The organism is Enterococcus sp. AZ071, from assembly GCF_050499065.1.
Taxonomy (GTDB): domain Bacteria; phylum Bacillota; class Bacilli; order Lactobacillales; family Enterococcaceae; genus Enterococcus_A; species Enterococcus_A ferrettii.
The window spans coordinates 3,783,889-3,804,931 of record NZ_JBIPAS010000001.1 but is presented as its reverse complement, the minus strand read 5'-3'; the positions used below and the strand labels follow the sequence as shown (position 1 = coordinate 3,804,931).

The 21,043-nt window shown below is 41.5% G+C and carries 19 protein-coding genes; 7 read left to right on the top strand and 12 right to left on the bottom strand.

The genetic code is table 11. The features are described from left to right. Positions 1-2: 2 nt before the first annotated feature. From IGI49_RS18370 to IGI49_RS18350, 5 genes are read right to left on the bottom strand one after another with little or no spacing between them, the layout of a single operon-like run. On the bottom strand, positions 3-1,472 hold the full coding sequence (locus IGI49_RS18370) for an ABC transporter permease (RefSeq protein WP_429962881.1): 1,470 nt from the start codon (positions 1,470-1,472) through the stop codon (positions 3-5). A gap of 28 nt (positions 1,473-1,500) precedes the next feature. Further along, positions 1,501-2,190 (bottom strand): ATP-binding cassette domain-containing protein, encoded by a 690-nt coding sequence (locus tag IGI49_RS18365; RefSeq protein WP_429962880.1) that lies wholly within the window; start codon positions 2,188-2,190, stop codon positions 1,501-1,503. Further along, entirely contained in the window at positions 2,187-3,461 is a 1,275-nt protein-coding gene (locus IGI49_RS18360) for an ABC transporter permease (protein WP_429962879.1), read from the bottom strand. The genes IGI49_RS18365 and IGI49_RS18360 overlap by 4 nt, the downstream gene beginning before the upstream one ends. Before the next feature lie 58 nt (positions 3,462-3,519). After that, positions 3,520-4,602 (bottom strand): sensor histidine kinase, encoded by a 1,083-nt coding sequence (locus IGI49_RS18355; RefSeq protein ID WP_429962878.1) that lies wholly within the window; start codon positions 4,600-4,602, stop codon positions 3,520-3,522. Next, complete coding sequence (locus IGI49_RS18350; RefSeq protein WP_207701468.1) at positions 4,593-5,261, bottom strand: response regulator transcription factor; 669 nt, start codon at positions 5,259-5,261, stop codon at positions 4,593-4,595. The genes IGI49_RS18355 and IGI49_RS18350 overlap by 10 nt, the downstream gene beginning before the upstream one ends. 654 nt (positions 5,262-5,915) lie before the next feature. On the opposite strand from IGI49_RS18350, the gene IGI49_RS18345 reads away from it, so the two are divergent. Then, the gene (locus tag IGI49_RS18345; protein ID WP_429962877.1) at positions 5,916-6,377 is read left to right on the top strand and encodes a hypothetical protein; all 462 of its coding nucleotides are present in this window, start codon (positions 5,916-5,918) and stop codon (positions 6,375-6,377) included. Positions 6,378-6,422: 45 nt separating this feature from the next. Here the strand turns inward: IGI49_RS18345 and IGI49_RS18340 are convergent, their stop codons facing one another. From IGI49_RS18340 to IGI49_RS18330, 3 genes are read right to left on the bottom strand one after another with little or no spacing between them, the layout of a single operon-like run. Then, a complete protein-coding gene (locus tag IGI49_RS18340) occupies positions 6,423-6,848 on the bottom strand; it encodes a heme-binding protein (protein ID WP_429962876.1) in 426 nt (141 codons plus the stop codon). 44 nt (positions 6,849-6,892) lie between these two features. Then, positions 6,893-7,765, bottom strand: a complete 873-nt coding sequence (locus IGI49_RS18335; RefSeq protein ID WP_429962875.1) for an ROK family protein — start codon at positions 7,763-7,765, stop codon at positions 6,893-6,895. An 11-nt stretch (positions 7,766-7,776) separates the two neighbouring features. Further along, positions 7,777-8,604: an AraC family transcriptional regulator gene (locus IGI49_RS18330; RefSeq protein WP_429962874.1), complete on the bottom strand. Its 828-nt coding sequence runs from the start codon at positions 8,602-8,604 to the stop codon at positions 7,777-7,779. A 90-nt stretch (positions 8,605-8,694) separates the two neighbouring features. On the opposite strand from IGI49_RS18330, the gene IGI49_RS18325 reads away from it, so the two are divergent. Continuing rightward, positions 8,695-10,866 (top strand): alpha-galactosidase, encoded by a 2,172-nt coding sequence (locus IGI49_RS18325; protein ID WP_429962873.1) that lies wholly within the window; start codon positions 8,695-8,697, stop codon positions 10,864-10,866. A 45-nt stretch (positions 10,867-10,911) separates the two neighbouring features. Here the strand turns inward: IGI49_RS18325 and IGI49_RS18320 are convergent, their stop codons facing one another. Together IGI49_RS18320 and IGI49_RS18315 are read right to left on the bottom strand one after the other, a co-directional pair. After that, positions 10,912-12,543, bottom strand: coding sequence for a glycoside hydrolase family 13 protein (locus IGI49_RS18320; RefSeq protein ID WP_429962872.1), 1,632 nt, complete (start codon positions 12,541-12,543; stop codon positions 10,912-10,914). Then, a complete protein-coding gene (locus tag IGI49_RS18315; RefSeq protein ID WP_429962871.1) occupies positions 12,536-14,488 on the bottom strand; it encodes a sucrose-specific PTS transporter subunit IIBC in 1,953 nt (650 codons plus the stop codon). Before IGI49_RS18315 ends, IGI49_RS18320 begins: the two co-directional genes overlap by 8 nt. Positions 14,489-14,706: 218 nt before the next feature. On the opposite strand from IGI49_RS18315, the gene IGI49_RS18310 reads away from it, so the two are divergent. From IGI49_RS18310 to IGI49_RS18295, 4 genes are read left to right on the top strand one after another with little or no spacing between them, the layout of a single operon-like run. Continuing rightward, positions 14,707-16,206: a sucrose-6-phosphate hydrolase gene (locus tag IGI49_RS18310; protein ID WP_429962870.1), complete on the top strand. Its 1,500-nt coding sequence runs from the start codon at positions 14,707-14,709 to the stop codon at positions 16,204-16,206. Between the two features lie 12 nt (positions 16,207-16,218). Further along, on the top strand, positions 16,219-17,202 hold the full coding sequence (locus IGI49_RS18305) for a LacI family DNA-binding transcriptional regulator (RefSeq protein ID WP_429962869.1): 984 nt from the start codon (positions 16,219-16,221) through the stop codon (positions 17,200-17,202). A gap of 18 nt (positions 17,203-17,220) precedes the next feature. Beyond that, positions 17,221-18,054, top strand: a complete 834-nt coding sequence (locus IGI49_RS18300; RefSeq protein WP_429962868.1) for a helix-turn-helix domain-containing protein — start codon at positions 17,221-17,223, stop codon at positions 18,052-18,054. Positions 18,055-18,094: 40 nt separating this feature from the next. Further along, positions 18,095-18,550: a VOC family protein gene (locus IGI49_RS18295; protein ID WP_207701526.1), complete on the top strand. Its 456-nt coding sequence runs from the start codon at positions 18,095-18,097 to the stop codon at positions 18,548-18,550. Between the two features lie 95 nt (positions 18,551-18,645). Here the strand turns inward: IGI49_RS18295 and IGI49_RS18290 are convergent, their stop codons facing one another. Continuing rightward, the gene (locus IGI49_RS18290; RefSeq protein WP_429962867.1) at positions 18,646-19,437 is read right to left on the bottom strand and encodes a CPBP family intramembrane glutamic endopeptidase; all 792 of its coding nucleotides are present in this window, start codon (positions 19,435-19,437) and stop codon (positions 18,646-18,648) included. Positions 19,438-19,587: 150 nt separating this feature from the next. On the opposite strand from IGI49_RS18290, the gene IGI49_RS18285 reads away from it, so the two are divergent. Next, positions 19,588-20,118: a TetR/AcrR family transcriptional regulator gene (locus IGI49_RS18285; protein WP_429962866.1), complete on the top strand. Its 531-nt coding sequence runs from the start codon at positions 19,588-19,590 to the stop codon at positions 20,116-20,118. Positions 20,119-20,278: 160 nt separating this feature from the next. On the opposite strand, the gene IGI49_RS18280 is transcribed toward IGI49_RS18285, so the two are convergent. Continuing rightward, positions 20,279-21,040, bottom strand: coding sequence for an aspartate/glutamate racemase family protein (locus IGI49_RS18280; protein WP_429962865.1), 762 nt, complete (start codon positions 21,038-21,040; stop codon positions 20,279-20,281). Between the last annotated feature and the right edge of the window lie 3 nt (positions 21,041-21,043).

The following is a 21,043-nucleotide window of genomic DNA, read 5'->3' as shown; positions in this document are numbered from 1 at the left end:
TCCTACATCATAATTTTCTTAGGGTTTAGACGCATTACATAGGTCAGCGGTAAAACAGCTGACAGCAGTACAGTCGCTAATCCCGAGAATAGAAACGTAACAATGTAGGACAAAGAAAACTTCACTTCATAGTTGCTGATAACGTCATCAGTCGTCAAACCGGAGCCTAGACTTTGACCACCAGCCATAATCATCTGGTTGCCTGCCCCGCTTTGGACCTCGGCTAGGGCATCGCTGGAAACTAAGGATTCTGAAATTAGTTTACCTAAGAAATTCCCAGTAACTAAGGACAGACACATCGCTACCATACTAATGACTAATAGCTCCATCACAACCTGACGCATAATATTTTTACGACGCTCACCTAAGGAAAGATAAATGCCCCATTCATGCTTTCTATCACGCAGAAACAGAACGACTACTAAGGAAATAATCAGTAATGACGCTACAATCGATAGCAAAACGACATAACCAGAAATCGTTGACAGCTTCTTCACACTAGCACCTACCTTATCAAACTCATCGGTAGAGGCTGTTGCTTTATAGCCCTCCGGCAGCATGGTACTCATTTCTTCCTTGAAGGCTTCGACATCATCTGGACTTTTCAAGGTATAGATTGGTGTGATTTGTTCCGAACTGTCAGAATCTTCATAGGCGGATGGATCGATTTCTTTGCCTTTCTCAAACTCAGCTTGGCCAATGGATTTCACTAACTTATTAGGCATGTACGCTGTATTGAACTGATCCATTTCCATGAATTGCTGTTGAATCCCGCCACCTTTGCCATCGTTTTTCTTTTTATCTAATTTAATGGGTTCAAAAAGACCCACAATTTTAACCGAATGCTTCAATGATTCCTGAGAATCAGTACTACCATCTTCTTTTTGCGAAACAAAGGTTGTGTCCAGCACCATTTGATCACCGACACTTAAGCCGTTCTCATCGGCAACTTTTTTAGAAATCACCGCCGTAGATTGACCATTTTTTGCATCTTCCTGCGATGGGAAGCTGCCTTCTACCAGCTTAACTTTTTTGTTTTTAAAGTCAGCAGGCTCCTCTTTGTTGCTGCCCCTTAAGGTCAGCATGTTCGTGCCGCCGTTGACACTAACGTTCTCCTGCTCTAATTGATAGGTTTTAAAGGAATCCAAGGTGAGATAGCTTGTATAGCTGTAATCATAGTCCTTCACATAAGAGGATTCGCCAATCTTTTTGATGAGATCCTCTTTCAAAGGCTCTGGACCTTTCATGGCAGCCATTGAGTCGCTTTCTTGCATCAGCTTATCCATATCCACTTCAGCTGACACCGTAGCTCCCAGCTGCTGCTTCATTTTCTTCTCCACATTTCCCGTGGATTGCTGAATAGCAATCGCTCCAGCAATAACGTTTCCTAAAACAAAAATTACGGCAAAAAGAATCAATGATTTCCCTTTTCTCCGACTGACACTGCTCCATGCACGCTTCCAATAATTCATTTGCTGTCCTTTCAATCGCTGAACAGTGTTACCTTACTCCACCCTTTTTAATAACCTGCTGTTCTTTGATAAATAGTAGTTTTCCTCCATTCAAGCCCCAAAGTTCATCAGCAAATTTGACAGTATTTTTCGACTGCGAAGCAATAATCAAACATTTTTTGTGTTTACGGCAAAAATCAGACAGCTCATCCAAAGTTTCCTCTAGATTAAGTTCCGAAAAAAGCTGCGCTGGTTCATCCAGCAAAACTAGTGGTGATTTACTGACCATCAGTTTAGCCAAGCTCACCAGCTGCTGAGTCTTTTTATCCAGCTTATGAACAGCCGTCTTGATTTGTACTGGCGTTAATCCTACCTGTTGAAGAACCCTATTTAGCTCACTGGTTGACACTTCCTGTTGAGCAATGATTGCCTCCAATGCCAAGTTTGCCAGTGGTGTATCCTTAACCAGCATGCCTGATTGAAAAAGACAACTGACTTTTCCAGCCCGATAATCATCTCGATTCATTTCCGCCAAGTCTTGCCCATCGAAGGTGATGGTACCCTCAGAACAGGTCATTAGACCAGCCAATAAAGAGAGCAGTGTAGTTTTACCCGACTGTGCATTTCCTAGAATCAAGTACACCTTGCCCGGTAAAAACTCCGCATTCAGCTGATGAATAAGTTCAATTGCTGGTCTGTTGGTCGAATAGCTGACATTTTTCAGTAAAAGCTGTCTCATGTTTTTCTCCTTAGCTGAAAAGAATAATGACCAAAGACGAAAATCATCCGGCTAGTCAGTCCTACAATCACTAAAAGGAAACTCTCAAAATACGGTAAAAGAAATTTTGCACTGTCATTACTCTGCAGCAATTGACGAATTTCCGCAGCAGTTAGGCCAGCATGCTTCATTGTGATTAACGGAATCTGGGTTGTACTGGTTTGACGCAGGCTATTTAGCCAATTAGTCACCAAACTCTCACTGATAAAGCTGGCACTGATATAAGCTACAACGAAACTGAGCAAGGCAATCAACGTAATCTCCAAAATATTACTGATAACCAATTGACTCGGACGCAGTCCCATCAAACGAAGAGCGAAAATATCTGGCCCTCGACGCTTAAATAATTGACTGTAAAACAGGCCCATAAAGAACAGGCTCAAGATTCCTGCAGCAATCGCACCGTTTAGCAATAATTCCTGTTGACTGATAAAGGTTTCGAAAATCTGAAAATACCCTTGGTCGGTGTAAACTTGATACTGGTCAAATGCTGACTGCTTACGTAATTCTTTTTTAAAATCTCCAACTGCCTGTGGATTTTTTAAACGCACCGTCACAGTATTGAGGCTGTTCTCAGTACTATCTGCCAGAAACTCATTGGTTGGCAAATTGACGAAAATAGCTCCTAAAAGTTCCTGGGGTTCGTTGTCGCTCGAGGAAATACCGACAATTTTCAGCTTTTTATTCCCGTTGCCAAGGCTTAACTCATCTCCCAGATTCAGCTTGTTACTTTTAGCAAATTGTTCAGTCACCAGGCAGGTTCCCTCCTCTAAAGGCAGCTCTCCTTGAAGAGTTATTTTCTTTGCTGACTGAAAATATCTTTTCAACGAAGCGTTATCCAAAGCAGTCACACTCACTTTAGGTGTCCCAGATGTACTGATAGTGCCCGAACTAAAGGTCGCAACACTTGCTCCATCTTCCAAGGTAATTCCCGAAATCTCCACTGCCGTGTAGCCAATCAGTGTACTTTCTTCAACATTAGGTAATTCATTTAACGCTTGTAAATCTGCTTCATTCAAATTTGTGACATGCTTTTGTTTTTGAAAATCTGGTTCCACGTTTACAATCGTATCGGTTTGTTTCTTAGTTTCCACCAGCGAATGTTCCACCGCCGCATAAACCTGCAGCAAGCAAAAGAAGCCTAGCAATAAGCTAAAAAAAAGCAAGCCGATGAAAAAATCATTGCGTTTGTTCCGCTTCAGATTTAAAAAAGCATGTTGGATGAACATCATCACCATTTCCTCCTACCTCTACATATTAGCAAATCAATTGTTAACTCTGTGTTAACTGTTAAACACTGGGAAAGGTCAAATAAAAAGTTGATCCCTTCTTCTCTTCGCTTTCCAGATAGACAAACCCTTTACACAAGCTGCAAACATGCAAGACGACGGATAACCCAATACCATAGCCATCCTGCTTCAAGCCTTGAATCCGATAGTTATGGGCAAATATTTCTGCTTGTTTCTTCTTAGGAATTCCTGCACCCTGATCGGCCACCTTCAGCAGCACACTGCCTTTTTTATTTTCTACTGAGACTTTTATCGGCTGGCCTTCACCATATTTAATAGCATTATCCACTAAATTAGAAATCGCCCGGTAAATCCAGCGGTCCTTACCGTGAATTAAAGCCGGCAGCTCTTCATCAAAGTCAAAGCTTAGCTGCTGATAATTTCGTCTGTATAAATCACAAACTTCCGCACTGATCATCGCCACATCCACCAGTTCTTCCGTTAGATCTCCTTCATTATTGGATAACGTCAAAATATCATCAATGCTGTCCGTCAAGCGATCCAAAACCTGCAGATTGGCTTGTCCCGCAGCCTCCAGCTCAAGATTGGTACGCAAAATAGCAATCGCATTTTTCTGTTCATGAGTCAGATAGCTGTTTAAACGTTTGTAGTCATTCAAATGTCCATCAAATTTCTGCTTCAAGGTCTCAAAAGCACTGGAGACTGCCTCATCCTTTACACTTCCTTGAGACAGCTGCTCGATAAAATTCAAGTCATGAGTGATCGCTAAAACCTGTGAGCCATATATTTTTCGCAGAACAGCCCAAAGCACAAAGGTCAGCAGCAAGATAACCCCACAAATGCCTAAAGCAATTGATGGTAAATATTTAAAATATTCCTTCATGTATATACTGTCCAAAGTCTCACTGCTGACTGCCAGTCTGGAAAACGCCAAATTTTCATCACTGCTGATCTCAATTTGAGTCTGCCCCACATTTTCCACAAAAAAATTGTCGCCTAAAGAATCAGCGACATTTGTTTGCACGATATTGATTCGCATCAAAACAAAGCTGGAAATCAACACCGCCGTAACTAGCAGCGAAAAGACCAGCATTACTAACGTCATCTTAAAATTTAATCGCATAATTGATACCCCTTTGTTCGAATATTTTTTAACAATTCTTTGCCTGCCGCATCGCCTAATTTCTTTTTCAAACGGGCCATATGTACGCGCAAAACTGATGAAAAAGGATCAAAATCCTCATCATAGACATGCTCCGCAATCTTCACCAAAGGAACAATCGCCGGATAATTCTCAGCAATACACAGCAAAATATCAAACTCCTTCGGCTTCAGCTCGATGACATTACCACTATAAGTAACCTCTCGACAGACCGGATTCACTACCAAATCACCAATGGTAATTTGTGGCGTTGTTCGACCATGAAAGCGACGAATGATCGCCCGTAAACGAGCATTCAGCTCCAGCAGCTCAAAAGGTTTTACCAAATAATCATCCGCCCCAAAATCCAAGCCCTTCGCCCGTTCCTGAATTTCATCTCTGGCAGTAATAATAATAATCGGGGTTTCAATCTGAGATTCTCTTAAAAAGTTAAGGATTTCCAACCCATCCTTGTCCGGCAGATTTAAGTCTAACAAAAGCGCATCGTATTGATTTACAAAAGCTTTTTCTTCCCCAGCTAAACCTGTATAAGCCACATCGACAGAAATATTTTCCCGTTCCAGTCCTGCTTTTACTGTATTCGCTAGTTCAATACTGTCTTCAATCATCAATACTCTCATTTATTAAACACTCCTTTTTCTCTTGTTTCTAAGAATAGTATAGAAGGTTTCCCTTTGTCTACGCCTTTTTATTGAAGAAATCGTGAAGATGAACCTCGTAGCAAGCTAAAAACACTTAGTTAATAGCTATCTAATCGTTTTTTGAAATAAGTCCAACTGATGACAAAAAGGAGCCAACAAAATATTCTGCTCACCCTTTTTTTCTTATGAATGAAGCTTGCTATCTCTATCCAACGCCAAACAACTAACAGTCTCTGAATTATCTCCTAATTCTTGTGTAACGATATAGTCTTCCAGTTTTGGTGTTTTTTTTATGATTCCACCGCCGAAAATGATTTCATTCGTAGAGAGCATTAAGGTCATGTTATACGTACATTGAGCTAAATAATAAGCTTCGATATCTCAATTTGGATCATCCTTAGATAAGTCTCCAGGCTTTTTGACAAGAAATGTCCAAAACTATTATTAACTATCTAATTCAGATTTAGCTGTCATTGGATTAATTAGTCATTATCAATCACTTATAACCTATTATATAATTAAAATATATAGTATTATTTTAATAAGAACACATCTGGGGATTAATAATCTATAAGAACAGGAGGGATAACGACAATTATCTTCTATTAAATACATTTGGAAAAGAGGGAGAAAATGAAAAAGTTACTAAAGCTTGGGTTGGTTTTATCATTGGGGTTGACTCTCACAGGCTGCGGTTCTGGCAACAGTGAGGAAACAATTACCCAGCAGTCGCAAACGATAGAGTCGCTGGAAAAAGAAAACAAGGAACTAACAAAAACCGTTTCATCCTTGGAGAAATCAGTTAATTCCTACAAAAAGGAAAAACAAGCAGAAACTAAGGAATCAAAAGAGTCAGAGACGGCAAAGAAAAAGCAGGCCGAGGAGGAAAAAAACAAGGCTGAGGCGGCAAAAGCAGCAGAAGAAAAAGCCAAAGCTGACGCAAAAAAAGCGGAAGAAGAACGGATCGCTGCTGAACAAGCGGAGGCGGTAAAAAAGGCCGAAGAAGAACGCATTGCTGCTGAACAAACAGAAGCTCAACGCAAAGCGGAGGAAGCTCAGGCACGCGGTCTGACCCCCTGTTCAAAATGCTACTAAAAAGTGCAAGAGACTGGTTCACCAGTTTCTTGCACTTTTTTTTGATTAAATAAATTCCCGAACCGTCTCCGTCAGCAGTTCATGATCTTCATCATGCTTCAATCCCGAGACACCAATTACCCCACGTACTTCACCATTAATAATAATTGGAAAACCACCACCACAAACTGCATAATGATTATCTTCAAGCCAATCACTATACTCATCCTGATGAAAAAAGACATACAACGAAGAATGCCCGCTGTCTAAAACCGTCTTTTCTTTGCGTTTTAGCCACTTGTCTTCGGTCTTTCCATCCATTAAGTATTGGAAAATCAGCAGCTCATCCAAAAGAATACGGACACCAACACTTTTTAACTGTCGTTCCTTTACCTTTTCAACAATTCGCTGTGCAATATTAAAACCTAACTCATGGGTGAAATCCTTGAAGACCACGTCTTGCTCGTCTTGAATAACTTGCTGTTTGTCCATTCGGCAGCTCCCCTTCATTTTTAAGCAATGTCTGACGATTTATGCTATGAATGCAATTTACTATCCCTAGCCAACGCCAAGCAACCAACAGTCCCTGCATTATCTCCTAATTCTGGTGTAACGATATAGTCCTCCAGTTTTGGTGTTTTTACATAACCCTTCATCAGCTCTTCAAAGGCTTGGTAGATCTTAGGCAATAATTGTTTCTGCTTCATAATACCGCCGCCTAAAATAATCTTGTCTGGTGACAACATCAAGGTCGTATTGTAAGCACATTGTGCCAAATAATAAGCTTCGATATCCCAGTTCGGGTCATCTGCCGCTAATTCCTGACCTTTTTTACCTGCACGTTTTTCCATTGCTGGTCCTGCCGCCATGCCTTCTAGACAGGTTTTGTGGAAAGGACAATTGCCTTCAAAGGAATCGTCTGGATGGTTACGTACCAGCATATGGCCCATTTCTGGATGACTAAACCCTTCCACAAAGACACCATCCTGCAAAGCGCCACCGCCAACACCCGTTCCAACAGTATAATAAACAACACTGGAAAAGCCTTGGCCCTCACCAGCAATGTACTCGCCATAGCATGCCGCATTAACGTCCGTTGTCCAAGCCATTGGAATATCAAATTCCTTTTTCAAGGTTCCAACAAAATCAAAATTCTGCCAAGCTAGTTTCGGTGTAGAAGTAATGTAGCCATAAGTTGGTGAATCCCGGTGAATATCAATCGGACCGAAAGAGCCAATCCCAATACTTTCTAATTCAGTCTGATACTCCTTGAAGAAATCAATCACCAGCTTCATCGTTTCCTCGGGTGTGGTGGTTGGAAAGCTCGCCCGTTTTGTGATATTTAACTCATTGTCACCAATGGCACAAACAAATTTTGTTCCGCCTGCTTCAATTGCTCCGTATACCATGTTGTCACTCCTCATTTTTGATTAATTGCTGTATCTGTAAATAATTGTTTATTTTTCTGATAGTCGCTAGGTGTCATTCCCAGTTCCATCTTAAACACTTTCGCAAAATAGTTCCCATTAGAAAAGCCCACCTGTTGAGCAATTTCATCAACCGTACGCTGCCCCTCGATTAACAAAGGCAAAGACCGCACCACCCGATATCTTTTTAGATAGGCCATCGGTGAGCTGTCAAAGGCCTGCTCAAACAATCGAATACTTTTGTATTTAGACAACTGAAAGACTTCTTCGATATCGGTTAGACCAATGGCTTCCTGGTAATGTTGTTCTAAATAAGTTTTTATTTTCTCAGCTAGCGGATACTCCTCGGTTTTCTTCGTCAGCAATTCCTTTTTCAGCGCTACAATCAATTGATACGCTGCCTGGGTATTTGCAAAGAAATCCAGTTCAGGAAGTTTTCTCAATTCTTCTACTAGAGTCAACATGTGCTGCTGAAAACACTCTGAACCCTTATGATGGCTTTGATCCACTGGATAAAACCAGGGAATAATCTCTTTAGAAAACTCGAAAAATACAAACTGCCAATCCTCTTGTCCATAATAACGGCAGTCTCCTGGCACTTCAGCCAAAAAAAAGCTGCCTGCGTGTTGCTGAATCTTCTGATCAGAGGTCTCAAAAACTCCTGTCCCTGCTAATGTATATTGCAGAACGATAAGATTGTCTTTTCGTTTTCGGCTGTCCCAATAATAGTTTTTACTGGCATGCCCATAGCCGATTCCCTTTAAATAAGGCAACGAATAATGCTCCAAATAATAATAGTTATGCGAAAAATAGTTTTGCAATTTTTTACCTCATACTTACAATTATTTCTTCTTGTTTGCAACCGATCCATTGCTTATTCTTACAGTATACAGAAGAAGGGAGCAGATTTCATGCCCATTTTATACGATTTTAAAAAACAATTCTTTCATCTAACCAACTCTCAGATAAGCTACGTTATAGGAATTGAAAAGGAGCAATATCTTACACATCGCTACTATGGCAGAGCCCTGCCTTTTTATGCTGGCAGCACTGCTTTGCAACAGATTGATCGCGGTTTTGCGACTAATCCTGACGAAAACGATCGCACCTTTTCACTAAATGCATTGCCTCTGGAAACAAGCACACAAGGGACCGGGGATCATCGCATCAGCAACTATCAAATTCGTTCTGGCAACGGTTCTAATATAACCAATTTCTTTTATCGCGACCATAAAATTTCTTCTGGCAAACCGGAGTTGCCTGGTTTACCTAGCTTACGAGGAGAACAGGTGACTACGCTGGAAATCACCTTATATGATGCTGTTCAAGAACTAGAGATGGTGCTGCTTTATTCTCTTTATGAAAATCAGCCTATTATCAGTCGCAGTGTGCGTTTCAATAATTTGGGAACAGAAACGGTATTTTTAGAAAACGCCGGTTCTATGATGGTTGATTTACCCACTACAAATTTCGACTTGATTACTCTAAATGGCGCACATACAAACGAAGCCAACCTTTCGCGCCAGCCCTTGCACTCTGGCATTCAAAAAATTGAAAGCTCCCGAGGAACCAGCAGTCCTCAGCACCAGCCCTTTTTGGCCTTGGCAGATCCGAGTACAGATGAATTTCAAGGAGACGTTTACGCCTTTCATTTCATCTACAGTGGAAATTTTGCAGCGCAGGTTGAGGTTGAGCAATATGGCTCCAGTCGGGTTCAATTAGGCATTCAGCCTGAAACTTTTGAATGGTGTTTAGCTCCGACCCGCAGCTTCCAAACTCCGGAAGTAGTGATGAACTATTCAACAACTGGTTTTAATGGCCTGTCGCAAACCTTTCACCAGCTTTATCAGCAGTACTTAGTTCCGGCAGCTTGGCAAAAGCAGGAACGCCCTATTTTACTAAATACTTGGGAGGCAAATTACTTCGATTTTCATGAAGCAGATTTACTAAAGCAAGCGGATTTAGCCAAGGAAACTGGGATTGAGCTGTTTGTCCTAGACGATGGCTGGTTTGCTCAGCGCAATGATGATGCCTCTTCTTTGGGTGATTGGTTCGAAAACCTAGAAAAGTTACCTCAAGGAATTGCTGGATTGGCTGACAAAATCCATCAAAAGGGATTGAAATTTGGCCTATGGTTCGAACCGGAAATGATTTCAAGAAACAGTCAACTATTTGAAGCGCATCCTGACTGGGCTCTGCAAGTTCCAAATTATCCCTTGACTGAAGGGCGCCGTCAATATGTCTTGGATTTAAGCCAGACAGCTGTTCAAGATTTCCTAATCGAGATGTTAAGCAGCTATTTATCTACTAGTAAAATTGACTACATTAAATGGGATATGAACCGCCATCTGACTGAGGTTGGAAGCCTGGCCTTTCCAGCGAATCAGCAAAAGGAAATTCCCCATCGCTACGTATTAGGTCTCTATCGGGTCTTGGAAGTAATTACTAGTAAGTATCCCGACTGCCTATTTGAAAACTGCTCCAGCGGCGGCGGACGTTTTGATCCAGGCATGATGCATTACATGCCTCAAACTTGGACCAGTGATAACACAGATGCCCTTTGCCGCAGTCAAATTCAGTATGGCTACAGCTATTTGTATCCCCCGATTATGATGGGGGCACATGTCTCACCTGTGCCGAATCATCAGGTGGGCAGAACGACAAATTTGCAGACTCGCGCTCTAATCGCTATGAGTGGAAACTTTGGCTATGAGCTGGATTTAACCGCTTTGCCAGCAAGTGAACAGGAAGAAATTACTCAGCAAATTGCTTTTTATAAAGAGCATCGCTCCCTATTCCAGTTTGGCCGCTTCTACCGCCTGCAGCCAGCTAACGAGTTCTTTGCGACAGCCTGGTTGATTGTCAACGAAGAAGAAGCGGCAGTTGTCTACTTTAACGGACTAGCACGACCAGCTGTACCTGTAAATTATTTGAAGCTTCATTACCTTGAGGATTCAGCCATTTATGAAGATCTGACAACTGGTCAACAAATCTCTGGTGCTGAATTAAACCACGCCGGGATTACTATTCCTCGAATTAAGGAAGATTTTGCGACACTGCTTTTCCACTGGAAAAAGTATTAAACCAAAGATTCCCTTGCCGCTATTGAACAGCTGCAAGGGAATTTTTTATTTATGGCGTTTCACAGCAAATGCTTCGTAAGGCTTTAATTGAGTCCATTGCTGAGAGCGTTCAGGATAGTTATGAATTAGTTCTTCAGCAACTAGCCAGTCCTGACCCTCTAAACTATAGCTTTGAGTTTCCTTAGAGAAATTAACGACGACCAATATCTCCTCACTGTCATCGAAACGTCGGTAAGCCAATACCTCAGGATTATCGGTAGCAACAGTCTCATAGCCACCAGTCACAATAACCCTGTGTTGTTTTCTTAGCTGAATCAGTTTTTGGTACGTATAGAAAAGAGAGTCTTTGTCAGCCAAAGCTGCTTCAACATTAATCGTCAAATAATTCGAATGAACCGGCAACCAAGGTTTAGCTTCGCTAAATCCAGCATTTGTCTGCTGATTCCATTGCATAGGGTGACGAGCATTGTCCCGTCCCTTAGCATTAATAGAAGTAATCACGTCTTCTACTGAGTAACCTTCTGCCACTCGGTGATTATAGGTTCGAATGCTTTCAATATCATCCACCTCATCAATCGACTGAATCGGGTAGTTGATCATCCCAATTTCTTCTCCTTGGTAAATGTAAGGCGTTCCCTTCATAAAATGAAGATAGATCGCCAGCATTTTGCCGCTTAATTCCCGAAATTCCGGTGAGTCATCTCCCCAGCGAGAAATAATTCGTGGCAAATCATGATTGTTCCAAAACAGCGAATTCCAACCTTTTTGATCTAGCTGAATTTGCCACTTAGAGAAGACTTCATGCAGCTCATGAGGGTTCAATTTCTTCAAATCCCATTTACGTTTGCCAGTCTGTTTATCTAGATTGATATGCTCAAATTGAAAGACCATCGACAATTCATTGCGTTCAGGTCCCGAATACAGCTCTGCAATTTCAGGAGTTGCTCCCCAGGTTTCGCCAACAGTCAATACATCGTATTTACCAAAGGTCTTCTGATTCATTTCCTGCAATAGCTCGTGCAGCTTGGGTCCATTTTTAGTAATACCGCGATCCGGCTCTTTCCCAATTAAGTCAATTACATCTAAACGAAATCCACCAATCCCTTTAGCCAACCAATAGTTCATCATGTCCCAAATCGCCTGCTTCATCTTGGGGTTTTCCCAATTCAAATCCGGCTGTTTTTTCGAGTGAAGATGCAAATAGTATTCGTCCAAATGAGGTACATAGGTCCATGCTGAGCTGGTGAAGTTCGACTGTAAATCATTGGGTGGGCCGCCATCAACGCCTTTACGCCAGACATAAAAATCATAGTAAGGATTGTCTGGTCCTTTTAGCGCCTCTTGAAACCAAGGGTGTTCATCTGAGGTATGATTCACCACCAAGTCCATCACAATTTTAATGTTACGCTTTCCAGCTTCTTCAATCAGCCGATCCATATCCTCCATCGTGCCATATTCCGGACCGATGGCTTCATAGTCACTAATATCATACCCATTATCGTCATTAGGCGAACGATAAACAGGGCTCAACCACAGAGCATCGACACCCAAAAGGGCTAGATAATCTAGCCGTTGGGTGATACCATTCAGATCGCCAATTCCATCGTTGTTGCTGTCCTGAAAACTGCGAGGATAAATCTGATAAATGACTGCTTCTTGCCACCATGTATTAGTCATACGCTACGCTCACTGCTACTAAATCATCACCAGCAGAAACCTGAGTCTTGTCTAAAACAGCCACTTCTCCGTAAGCTGCCGTGTTGGTTACTAGAAGCATAACTGTATCGTCGTAGCCAGCTTCTTTAATTGCTGCGCGATCAAAGGTTCCCAAAAGTTCGCCCTTTGTTACTCGTTCACCACGTTTTTTGTTGGTGGTAAAGAACTTGCCTGCTAGATTTACCGTATCAATTCCAATGTGAATTAGAATTTCTGCTCCATTATCTGATTGGATGCCATAAGCATGCATAGAATCATACATTACGGTCAATACGCCATCTGCGGGTGCAAATACTTGGTTATCTTCTGGAATAACTGCGCTTCCTTTACCCATCATTTCCGTTGAAAACACGGGATCATTGACCTCTTTTAAAGGAACAACTTTTCCAGCAACAGCAGTAGCAAGTACTTCATCTTGGAGGATTACTGCCTGATCAGGATTTTCATTAATTGCGACAGCTGCTTCCCCATCTGCTGTTTCAGTTACTGGAACATCCATTTTGTTTTTCCCATAAATGAAGGTTAAAGTAAAGCCCAGAACAAAGCTGATAACTACCCCGATCATAAAGAACGGAATCGATTTAGGTGCAATAGAGATAAACCCGATCACGCTGGCTGGTCCCATTGCGACAGATAATACATGGAAAATACCTAAAGATACACTGGCAACTCCAGAAGCAATCATGGCACAAATGAACGGGAACTTCAGCTTCAAGTTAATCCCGAAGATAGCCGGTTCAGTAATCCCTAGTAAAGCAGAAATACTTGCTGAAGAAGCCAAGCTCTTTTGTTTTTCATTCTTTGTTAAAACAAAGATGGCTAAGGTTGCTGCACCTTGCGCAATGTTGGCCATTGAGGCAACCGGAAAAATAAATGATCCGCCCGTACGAGCAACATCTGCCAGCAAGGTCGTTTCAATCGCAGGGAAGCTTTGGTGCAACCCAGTAATAACAATTGGTGAATAGAACAAGCCAAAGATTCCTAAGCCAAGTGCTCCAGTTGTATTGTATAACCAAACTAAGCCATCCGTTAAGCCATCAGAAACGGTCCGCATCACTGGTCCCACGATAATAAAAGTCAAAAATCCGGTAATAATAATAGCTAACATCGGTGTAAAAGTATAATCAAAGGCCGCTGAGATTTTCTTGTGGAAGAATTTTTCCAGCGTAGCTAAAATCCAAGAAACTGCCAGTACTGGCAACACTGATCCTTGATAACCTGCTTGAGCAACCTCTAAACCAAATATATTCCAATAAGGCATCGTACCTTCTGCAATCGCATTTGCGACACCGTAACCATTGATCAGGTCAGGCATAACCATGACCATCCCCATAGCGGCTCCGAGATAACCATTTCCGCCAAAGCGTTTCGTGGCTGAGAAACCAACTAGGATTGGCAAGAAGGCAAAAGGTGCAGAAGACAGCAGATTAATAATGCTGGCAACATCCTTAATATTAGGAAACATTTCAACCACTGATTGAGGGCCAAATAAATTAGGTGAGGTTAAGACATTGTTGATAGCCATTAACAAACCGCCAGCAACTAAAGCCGGAACAATTGGAACAAAAATATCAGATAATACCTTGATGAAGGCCATCACCGGGTTCGTCTTTTTCCCTTCAGCTGCTACAGCTTTCAAATCCTCTGTAGACGCTTCCTTTACATTGGTTAATTTAACCAATTCTGCATAAACTTTATTCACGTCTCCCGGTCCAATAATGATTTGGAATTGTCCGTTGGCTTCAAAGGTTCCTTTAACATCCTCGTTATTATCCAAAGCAGCATGGTCAACCTTGCTGGGATCTTTTAAGACTAAACGTAAACGTGTGGCACAGTGAGCAGCGGCTTGAATATTCCCCTCTCCGACTGCTTTGTTTACCTCTTGTGCTACCTTTTGATGATTCATAAATAAGCTCCTTCCCATGTAATCGCTTTTTTCATACCTATCATACAAAGATTTTCCCGAATTGTCAAACGTTTATCAAAAATATTTTTATTAAATCTTAAATCCCTTTATTTAATAGAGTTACGCGTGTACCAGAAATGATATACGTTTGACAAAAGTGTTCCGATGCAGTATCTTATTAGCGAAGGAATACGTTTTCTAAAAAGGGGAATTTACAAATGGAATTAATAAAAAACTGGACCGATGCGCTGCGCTATCAGCCTTATTGGCAATGGGACAAACAGTATCAGAAGCTGTTGACTGAAACGGTGAACCACTCTAAGTGGCGCCAGAATTATCATATTCAAGCCGAGAGCGGTCTTCTAAATGATCCTAATGGCTTTTCCTATTTCAATGGACAATGGCATCTCTTTTACCAGATATATCCAATGGGACCGGTGCATGGAGTAAAATCCTGGTACCATGTTTCGTCTGATAATCTGGTTGATTGGCAGCCAGAAGGATTCGCTCTTTTACCTGATATGACCTATGACAGTCATGGTGTTTATTCAGGTTCAGGGATTGTAATAGACGATGAACTGATACTTGCCTATACGGGAAATGTACGTGATCAGGATTGGCAAAGAAAGTCTTATCAAATGCTGGCCGCAATGAACAAGCAAGGCGAAATCACTAAACAGGATAAACCATTTATTTCTGCTCCGCCAAAAGGCTATACTCATGAGTTTCGCGACCCGCAGGTATTCAAGTATCAAGAGCAATACTGGCTGTTGATCGGTGCACAGACCGACCAGCTTAAAGGAAAAGTACTGGCTTATGCTGGAGACACCTTGGAAAAGCTTGAATTTAAGGGTGAACTGCACTTTACCGATCAATCGATGGGCTTTATGGTGGAATGTCCTAATTTAGTATTTATTGAAGAAACACCAGTACTTCTTTTCTGCCCTCAAGGCTTAGACAAAGAAGTACTGGATTACCAAAATATCTACCCGAATACCTATATTGTTGCTGAAACCTTTGATCCTGAAACGTTGACTCTCACCCAGCCAAAGGCACTGAAAAATCTGGATGAAGGTTTTGATGTCTATGCGACCCAAGCGTTTAATGCTCCTGATGGCCGAGCTTTAGCCGTCAGCTGGGTTGGCATGCCCGAGACTGCTTATCCTAGCGACCATGAAGGCTGGGCACATTGTTTGAGCATTGTTAAAGAACTAAAGCTAAAGAATGGTCATTTATGCCAAACACCGATTAAAGAACAAGCTGAACTGCGTCAAGAACAAACAGCACTTGCAGGAGAACTGACTTCGCAGCCTGCTGTTTTAATGCAAGCAACCAACAATTGTTATGAAGTAATTTTGAAATTTACTGCCGGTAGTCAAGGGAAGCTTCATTTGTTTGCTGACCAAGAGCTGAATCACTCATTAGTTATCGATTTTGATACAAAAAATGGTATGATTAAGATGGATCGCACAAACGCCGGCAGTCCTTTTGCCCAAGAATACGGAACTACGCGTTCTGTTTCCATCGAAAAAAATCAGCCGCTTACTCTGCAGCTCTTCGTTGACCAATCTGTTTGCGAATTATTTATCAACGGAGGGCAACAGGTTGCAACAGCTCGCATCTTTCCTGGTGAAGGAGAAGATGGCGTAGTGATTGAAGGAGCAGCTGGTTCCTATGCTGGTGATTTCTGGCGTTTGCGCAGCATGAAAAACGACTAAGGAGTGCAAGCGATGGCAATCAAGTTAACCGATGTTGCTAAAAAAGCAGGCGTTTCTCCCACGACTGTTTCCCGTGTCATCAATAATTACGGGTCATTAAGTCAAAAGACCATTGATAAGGTTCAGGCAGCTATGGAGGAATTGAACTATCAGCCCAATTCTCTTGCCCGTTCTTTGCAAGGAAAAAATACCCAGCTGATTGGGGTCATTTTCCCAACGGTTTCGAACCCATTTTTTGGTGAATTAGTGGATAAACTGGAAACCACATTGTTCGAGCAAGGCTACAAAACAATTCTTTGCAATAGTGCTAACAACAAAGAAAAGGAACGAGCTTACATTAATATGCTGGCAGCCAATCGGGTAGATGGTATCATCGCTGGTGCCCATAACTTGGGAATTAAGGAGTATGAAAACATCGGCCTGCCGATTGTCTCCTTTGACCGTTACCTATCGGAAAGTATTCCGATTATCGGCAGCGACAACTTCCGCGGCGGTTATCTAGCAACCGAGAATTTGTATCTGCGCGGCTGCCGTAAAATTGGCATTCTGACCGGAAGTCTGAAATCCAGCTCGCCCACTAATGGACGATTAGAAGGGTATGAACAGTTCCTGCAGAAAAAAAAATTAGATTCACGTATTTTTGCGATTGATTCCCGAGCCAGCTCGATGGCTTTGAAGACGCTAGAGATTAAACGAATTTTGGAAAAGGAAGACCTGGACAGCCTCTTTTGTACGGATGATTTAACCGCTATTCTGGTTTACAACATTTGTCAAGAAATGCAGATTTCAATTCCAGAAGACATGAAGCTGATCGGCTATGATGGAACCAAATTTGTCCAAAATTATTTCCCACAGTTATCAACAATTGCTCAGCCGATTTCTGATTTTGCTGATTTGCTGGTCGATTTGCTGATTCAGCGGATTAACAATCCAGAAAAAATGCTGGAACAGCAGTATTCCCTGCCCGTGAAGCTGATTCAAGGCAGGACAACCTAGATTAAAAAGGGGATTGCGATGCTCACGAAAAATTCTCTGGCAGCCTATCCTGCGCTGCATCGGATTATTAGCCGCGGGATAGATTTTATTTACCTCCAGCCTCATCCAGCTTTAAAAAAATTTATTTCTAATTACACCCTTACCTTTCCCAGCGAGGAAATGCTATCAGAGGATTACACCGTAATTCCTCATGGCTGCTCCACGCTGGTTTTTGGCTGCGATCAAAGGGGCATCGATGCCGTTTTATTAGGACCGGCTACCCAACCTGTCACTGTCGGCGATCGCGCTCGAACCTTTGATTTAGTGTTTATCGTTGAATTTCAGCCAGCAGGTTTGTACCAATTCACAGGAATTCCCCAAAAAGAATTAGCGGACCGACAGCTGCCTTTTTCCTTTGTCCAGCCTCAGTTGCATCAATTGATTCAACAGCTGCTGGAAACTAGCGACAATCTTTTTAATTTCATCGCTTCCATTGATCAGCTGCTTTTGATTAATATGCAAAATGATTGCCCGCAGTCCTTAACCACTGCTGCTGCCGCTGTCCTAAAAAGCCAAGGTACACTATCAATCAAACGGCTTGCTGAACAGACTTTCTACAGCGAACGCCAGTTGAACCGCTTAGCCAACCAACATCTAGGAATGAGTGTGAAGTCTTTTTCTCGTTTAGTTCGAGTGAATCGAGCAGTTACCTTGCTGGAAAATACTTATAACAGCTTAGCTATGATTTATCGTCAAACAGGCTACTACGATCTGCCCCATTTTATTCATGATTTTAAAACCACCTGTGCCCTTACTCCTGAAGAGTATCGCAAAAAGATGTCCGATTTTTACAGTCAAATCGCCAAATTTTAGGCTATAGTGAAGAAAAGAAAGGATAGAACAGGTGATGTCAATGAATTATGGTGGAACACTCTTAGCCGTTTCCGATCTGGCAAAGGCTAAAGACTTTTATGAAAACGTGATGGAACAAAAAGTAGTCATGGATATCTTCGCCCATGTAACTTTTGAAGGAGGTTTCTCTTTGCAGGAGGATTATGCAGGTTTAGTTGGAACAGACTTGGTAATGAAACCTCAACCCAATAACTTCCAACTGTATTTTGAGGTAGAAGATTTACAGGCCTGGGAAGAAAAGCTTTCAGCGGTGGAAGGAATCGAATTTCTGCATAAAAGTAAAGAATACCCTTGGGGACAAAAAGTCATGCGGATTTATGATTTGGATAAATATATTGTAGAAGTATCTGAAAGCATGGAATCCGTGGTCAAGCGTTTGCTGGCTGAAGGAGTATCTCCGGAAGAAACTGCCAAACGTACCATGTTTCCTCTTGAATTTGTTCAACAGTTTATCTAAAGACTATTCTCATTAGAGCTCCGAAAGATCGAATCTGTAGCGCTCTAATGAGAATTAAAGATTTTGATAAAAGCGAACAGAATTATACATTTAGGTTAACAAATTGGGATTACTTGCTTTTTACGAATAAGAAAAAAGGCGGCCATCAAAGGGACTCCAGCTCCAACTAATAAAGTTATACACACTTCACCAACTGATAGCGAAGCAGTCACAATAGAGGTTGCATTATCTGTAAATAATACTTGCGGAAACAGCGCAAAGAAATTCGTTAACGTATGAACACAAATAAGACCGCTTAGATTATGATTTTTCCAATAAAGTGTCGCAAATAATACCTCCGAGCAAGTCGCATTTATAACTTGCATTAAGACATTTAAGAGAGGAAAGGTTGGCAAGTTAACTAAATGAACGAATCCAAAAATCAATGCGGACAAAAGAATAGAGCGAAAGACACCACTTTTTTTTGCTTCAAACGTTTCATACAAACAATTAAAAACGACCCCTCGGTACAATAATTCTTCAACCGCCCCTACAAGAAACATATTCAACATAAAGACTGCACTATCAGAAAATGCTGGAAAGGTTTGTTCAGAGAATGATGCCCCATTCGTTAATAGAGCGGAGCCTACTCCGATAAGGACTAAGGGACTTCCCCAAAGTAATGTCGCAAAAAACGCTTGTCCTCTCCCGTCATTAACTGAGAAAAAGCCTTTATCCTTTATCAGCAGCAATAATCCAAGAATCACAACAATTCTAGATACTGCAAAATCTTTCCCTCCTAATGCATTTTGATCCGTATCAATAGAAGTAACCACCAAAACAACCAATACCAAAATTACGGAAAACAGAACAGGATAACGCGTAGATAAACTCTTCTCTTTAAACATCTTCTCTCTTCCTCTCCATAAATGACACATTTGTATCTTTTTGTTCTATTCATTATAATTACAGTAGATTCACTGCGTCAATATTCTCGTGACAACTTACACAGAGCAGTGAATTATGTGTCATTTTTTGAATGATGGGAGGAAGCTAGGATGACTAAAATTAATCCTTCAGTTACAAGATCGAAACAAATGATAACCCAAGCCCTGATTGATTTAATGGGCGAAAAAGCCTACACAAAAATCACAATCACCGAAATCGTGACTACAGCCCAAATCGCGAGAAAAACATTCTATCGTAATTTTACTTCAAAGGATGAAGTACTTGCTGAGTACATTGAAGTACTTTTCAAGCAATATCAGAACCAGCTTTCACACTCTTCCGTGTTTACAATCCACGAGGCAGTCTTGACTTATTTTACTTTTTGGCAAAATCACCGCGTGTTTATCCAGTTGTTGATACAGAATAATTTGGCACATCTCGTGCTGGAAGCATATGAAAAATATTTACCAATCATCGACAAAATCCATCAACATAGTGACTTAGCACAATCTGATTATTACGATTATTCAATTGCATTTTCAGCGGGTGGCTTTTGGTGGTTATTATGTACTTGGATAAGAAAAGGTGCAGTAGAGTCACCTAAAGAAATGGCGGATTATTATGTTCGCGTATGTTGCTAAATCTCAAGCTTATTTGGTACTGTCCTATTAGTCATGCTGAAGACCTTATTCAATTTATATCTTTTAAATTTAACTAGATTTAGGACGAAGAAACAGCAGATCAATCCGCTGTTTCTTCGTCCTAAATTAGAGCATCTTCTTTTTGCTTTCTTGATAAAAATTAAAAATACCCATGATATGGTCGTTGCACCACACTAGTGTATACCCAATGGATCAAAGTAATAAAGTCAAATACTGCTAATCCAGTTGCCTGCTGCAACGCGCACGCATAAGGTGGCAGATCACTACACTCCAGTAAGATTGCACCGATCTCAGGATACTCAGCCAGCTTCTCCTGAACTATTGCCACCAAGTCCAGTGTCAACTGTTGATTATTTAACTCTGTTTTACCCCAGCGGATCGGTGCAAAGCTTGACAAAGAACCGATCTCGCAAATTAGACAATCCTCCAATTGAGCACCAGATTTCTGAAAAAACTCTGCTGTTACATCCTCCCCGCTAGCTACTAAGGTAAGAATCTTTTGCTGCGGTTTCAATCCTAGCTTAATTAAAGGTACCTGACTGATGCTAGACATAAAAACAGGAATATCTACAGCCTCCGCTACTACTTGTTGGAAATGCCCAAAATAACCACAAGCGCCAACAATTGCTCGTACGCCACGATGCGCTAATTTTTCAGCTGCGGTAATGATTTGCTTCTTAATTTCAGCTGATCCTGCAAACAGCTCTTCGATCTCAAACTCAACCACCTCATACAAAACGGGAAAAGGAAATGTTGTTGCATTGGCTACATTTCCCGGAAGTTTAGGATAGTTTAGATTCACAGCAATGATTCCGATCGCATAACCAGCGAACGGCGCAGCCGGTACTCGATGAACCCCTTGCAGTTCAGACTGTTGATTCAAGGTCCCTTTCCAATGCATCCT

Coding starts and splice junctions, on each gene's coding strand:
- IGI49_RS18315 (WP_429962871.1), bottom strand. CDS start 14,488: ATGAATCATCAAAAGGTAGCACAAGAGGTAAACAAAGCAGTCGGAGAG.
- IGI49_RS18310 (WP_429962870.1), top strand. CDS start 14,707: ATGGAATTAATAAAAAACTGGACCGATGCGCTGCGCTATCAGCCTTAT.
- IGI49_RS18350 (WP_207701468.1), bottom strand. CDS start 5,261: ATGAGAGTATTGATGATTGAAGACAGTATTGAACTAGCGAATACAGTA.
- IGI49_RS18280 (WP_429962865.1), bottom strand. CDS start 21,040: ATGCATTGGAAAGGGACCTTGAATCAACAGTCTGAACTGCAAGGGGTT.
- IGI49_RS18365 (WP_429962880.1), bottom strand. CDS start 2,190: ATGAGACAGCTTTTACTGAAAAATGTCAGCTATTCGACCAACAGACCA.
- IGI49_RS18370 (WP_429962881.1), bottom strand. CDS start 1,472: ATGAATTATTGGAAGCGTGCATGGAGCAGTGTCAGTCGGAGAAAAGGG.
- IGI49_RS18355 (WP_429962878.1), bottom strand. CDS start 4,602: ATGCGATTAAATTTTAAGATGACGTTAGTAATGCTGGTCTTTTCGCTG.
- IGI49_RS18320 (WP_429962872.1), bottom strand. CDS start 12,543: ATGACTAATACATGGTGGCAAGAAGCAGTCATTTATCAGATTTATCCT.
- IGI49_RS18360 (WP_429962879.1), bottom strand. CDS start 3,461: ATGATGTTCATCCAACATGCTTTTTTAAATCTGAAGCGGAACAAACGC.
- IGI49_RS18340 (WP_429962876.1), bottom strand. CDS start 6,848: ATGGACAAACAGCAAGTTATTCAAGACGAGCAAGACGTGGTCTTCAAG.
- IGI49_RS18325 (WP_429962873.1), top strand. CDS start 8,695: ATGCCCATTTTATACGATTTTAAAAAACAATTCTTTCATCTAACCAAC.
- IGI49_RS18295 (WP_207701526.1), top strand. CDS start 18,095: ATGAATTATGGTGGAACACTCTTAGCCGTTTCCGATCTGGCAAAGGCT.
- IGI49_RS18335 (WP_429962875.1), bottom strand. CDS start 7,765: ATGGTATACGGAGCAATTGAAGCAGGCGGAACAAAATTTGTTTGTGCC.
- IGI49_RS18300 (WP_429962868.1), top strand. CDS start 17,221: ATGCTCACGAAAAATTCTCTGGCAGCCTATCCTGCGCTGCATCGGATT.
- IGI49_RS18285 (WP_429962866.1), top strand. CDS start 19,588: ATGACTAAAATTAATCCTTCAGTTACAAGATCGAAACAAATGATAACC.
- IGI49_RS18345 (WP_429962877.1), top strand. CDS start 5,916: ATGAAAAAGTTACTAAAGCTTGGGTTGGTTTTATCATTGGGGTTGACT.
- IGI49_RS18290 (WP_429962867.1), bottom strand. CDS start 19,437: ATGTTTAAAGAGAAGAGTTTATCTACGCGTTATCCTGTTCTGTTTTCC.
- IGI49_RS18305 (WP_429962869.1), top strand. CDS start 16,219: ATGGCAATCAAGTTAACCGATGTTGCTAAAAAAGCAGGCGTTTCTCCC.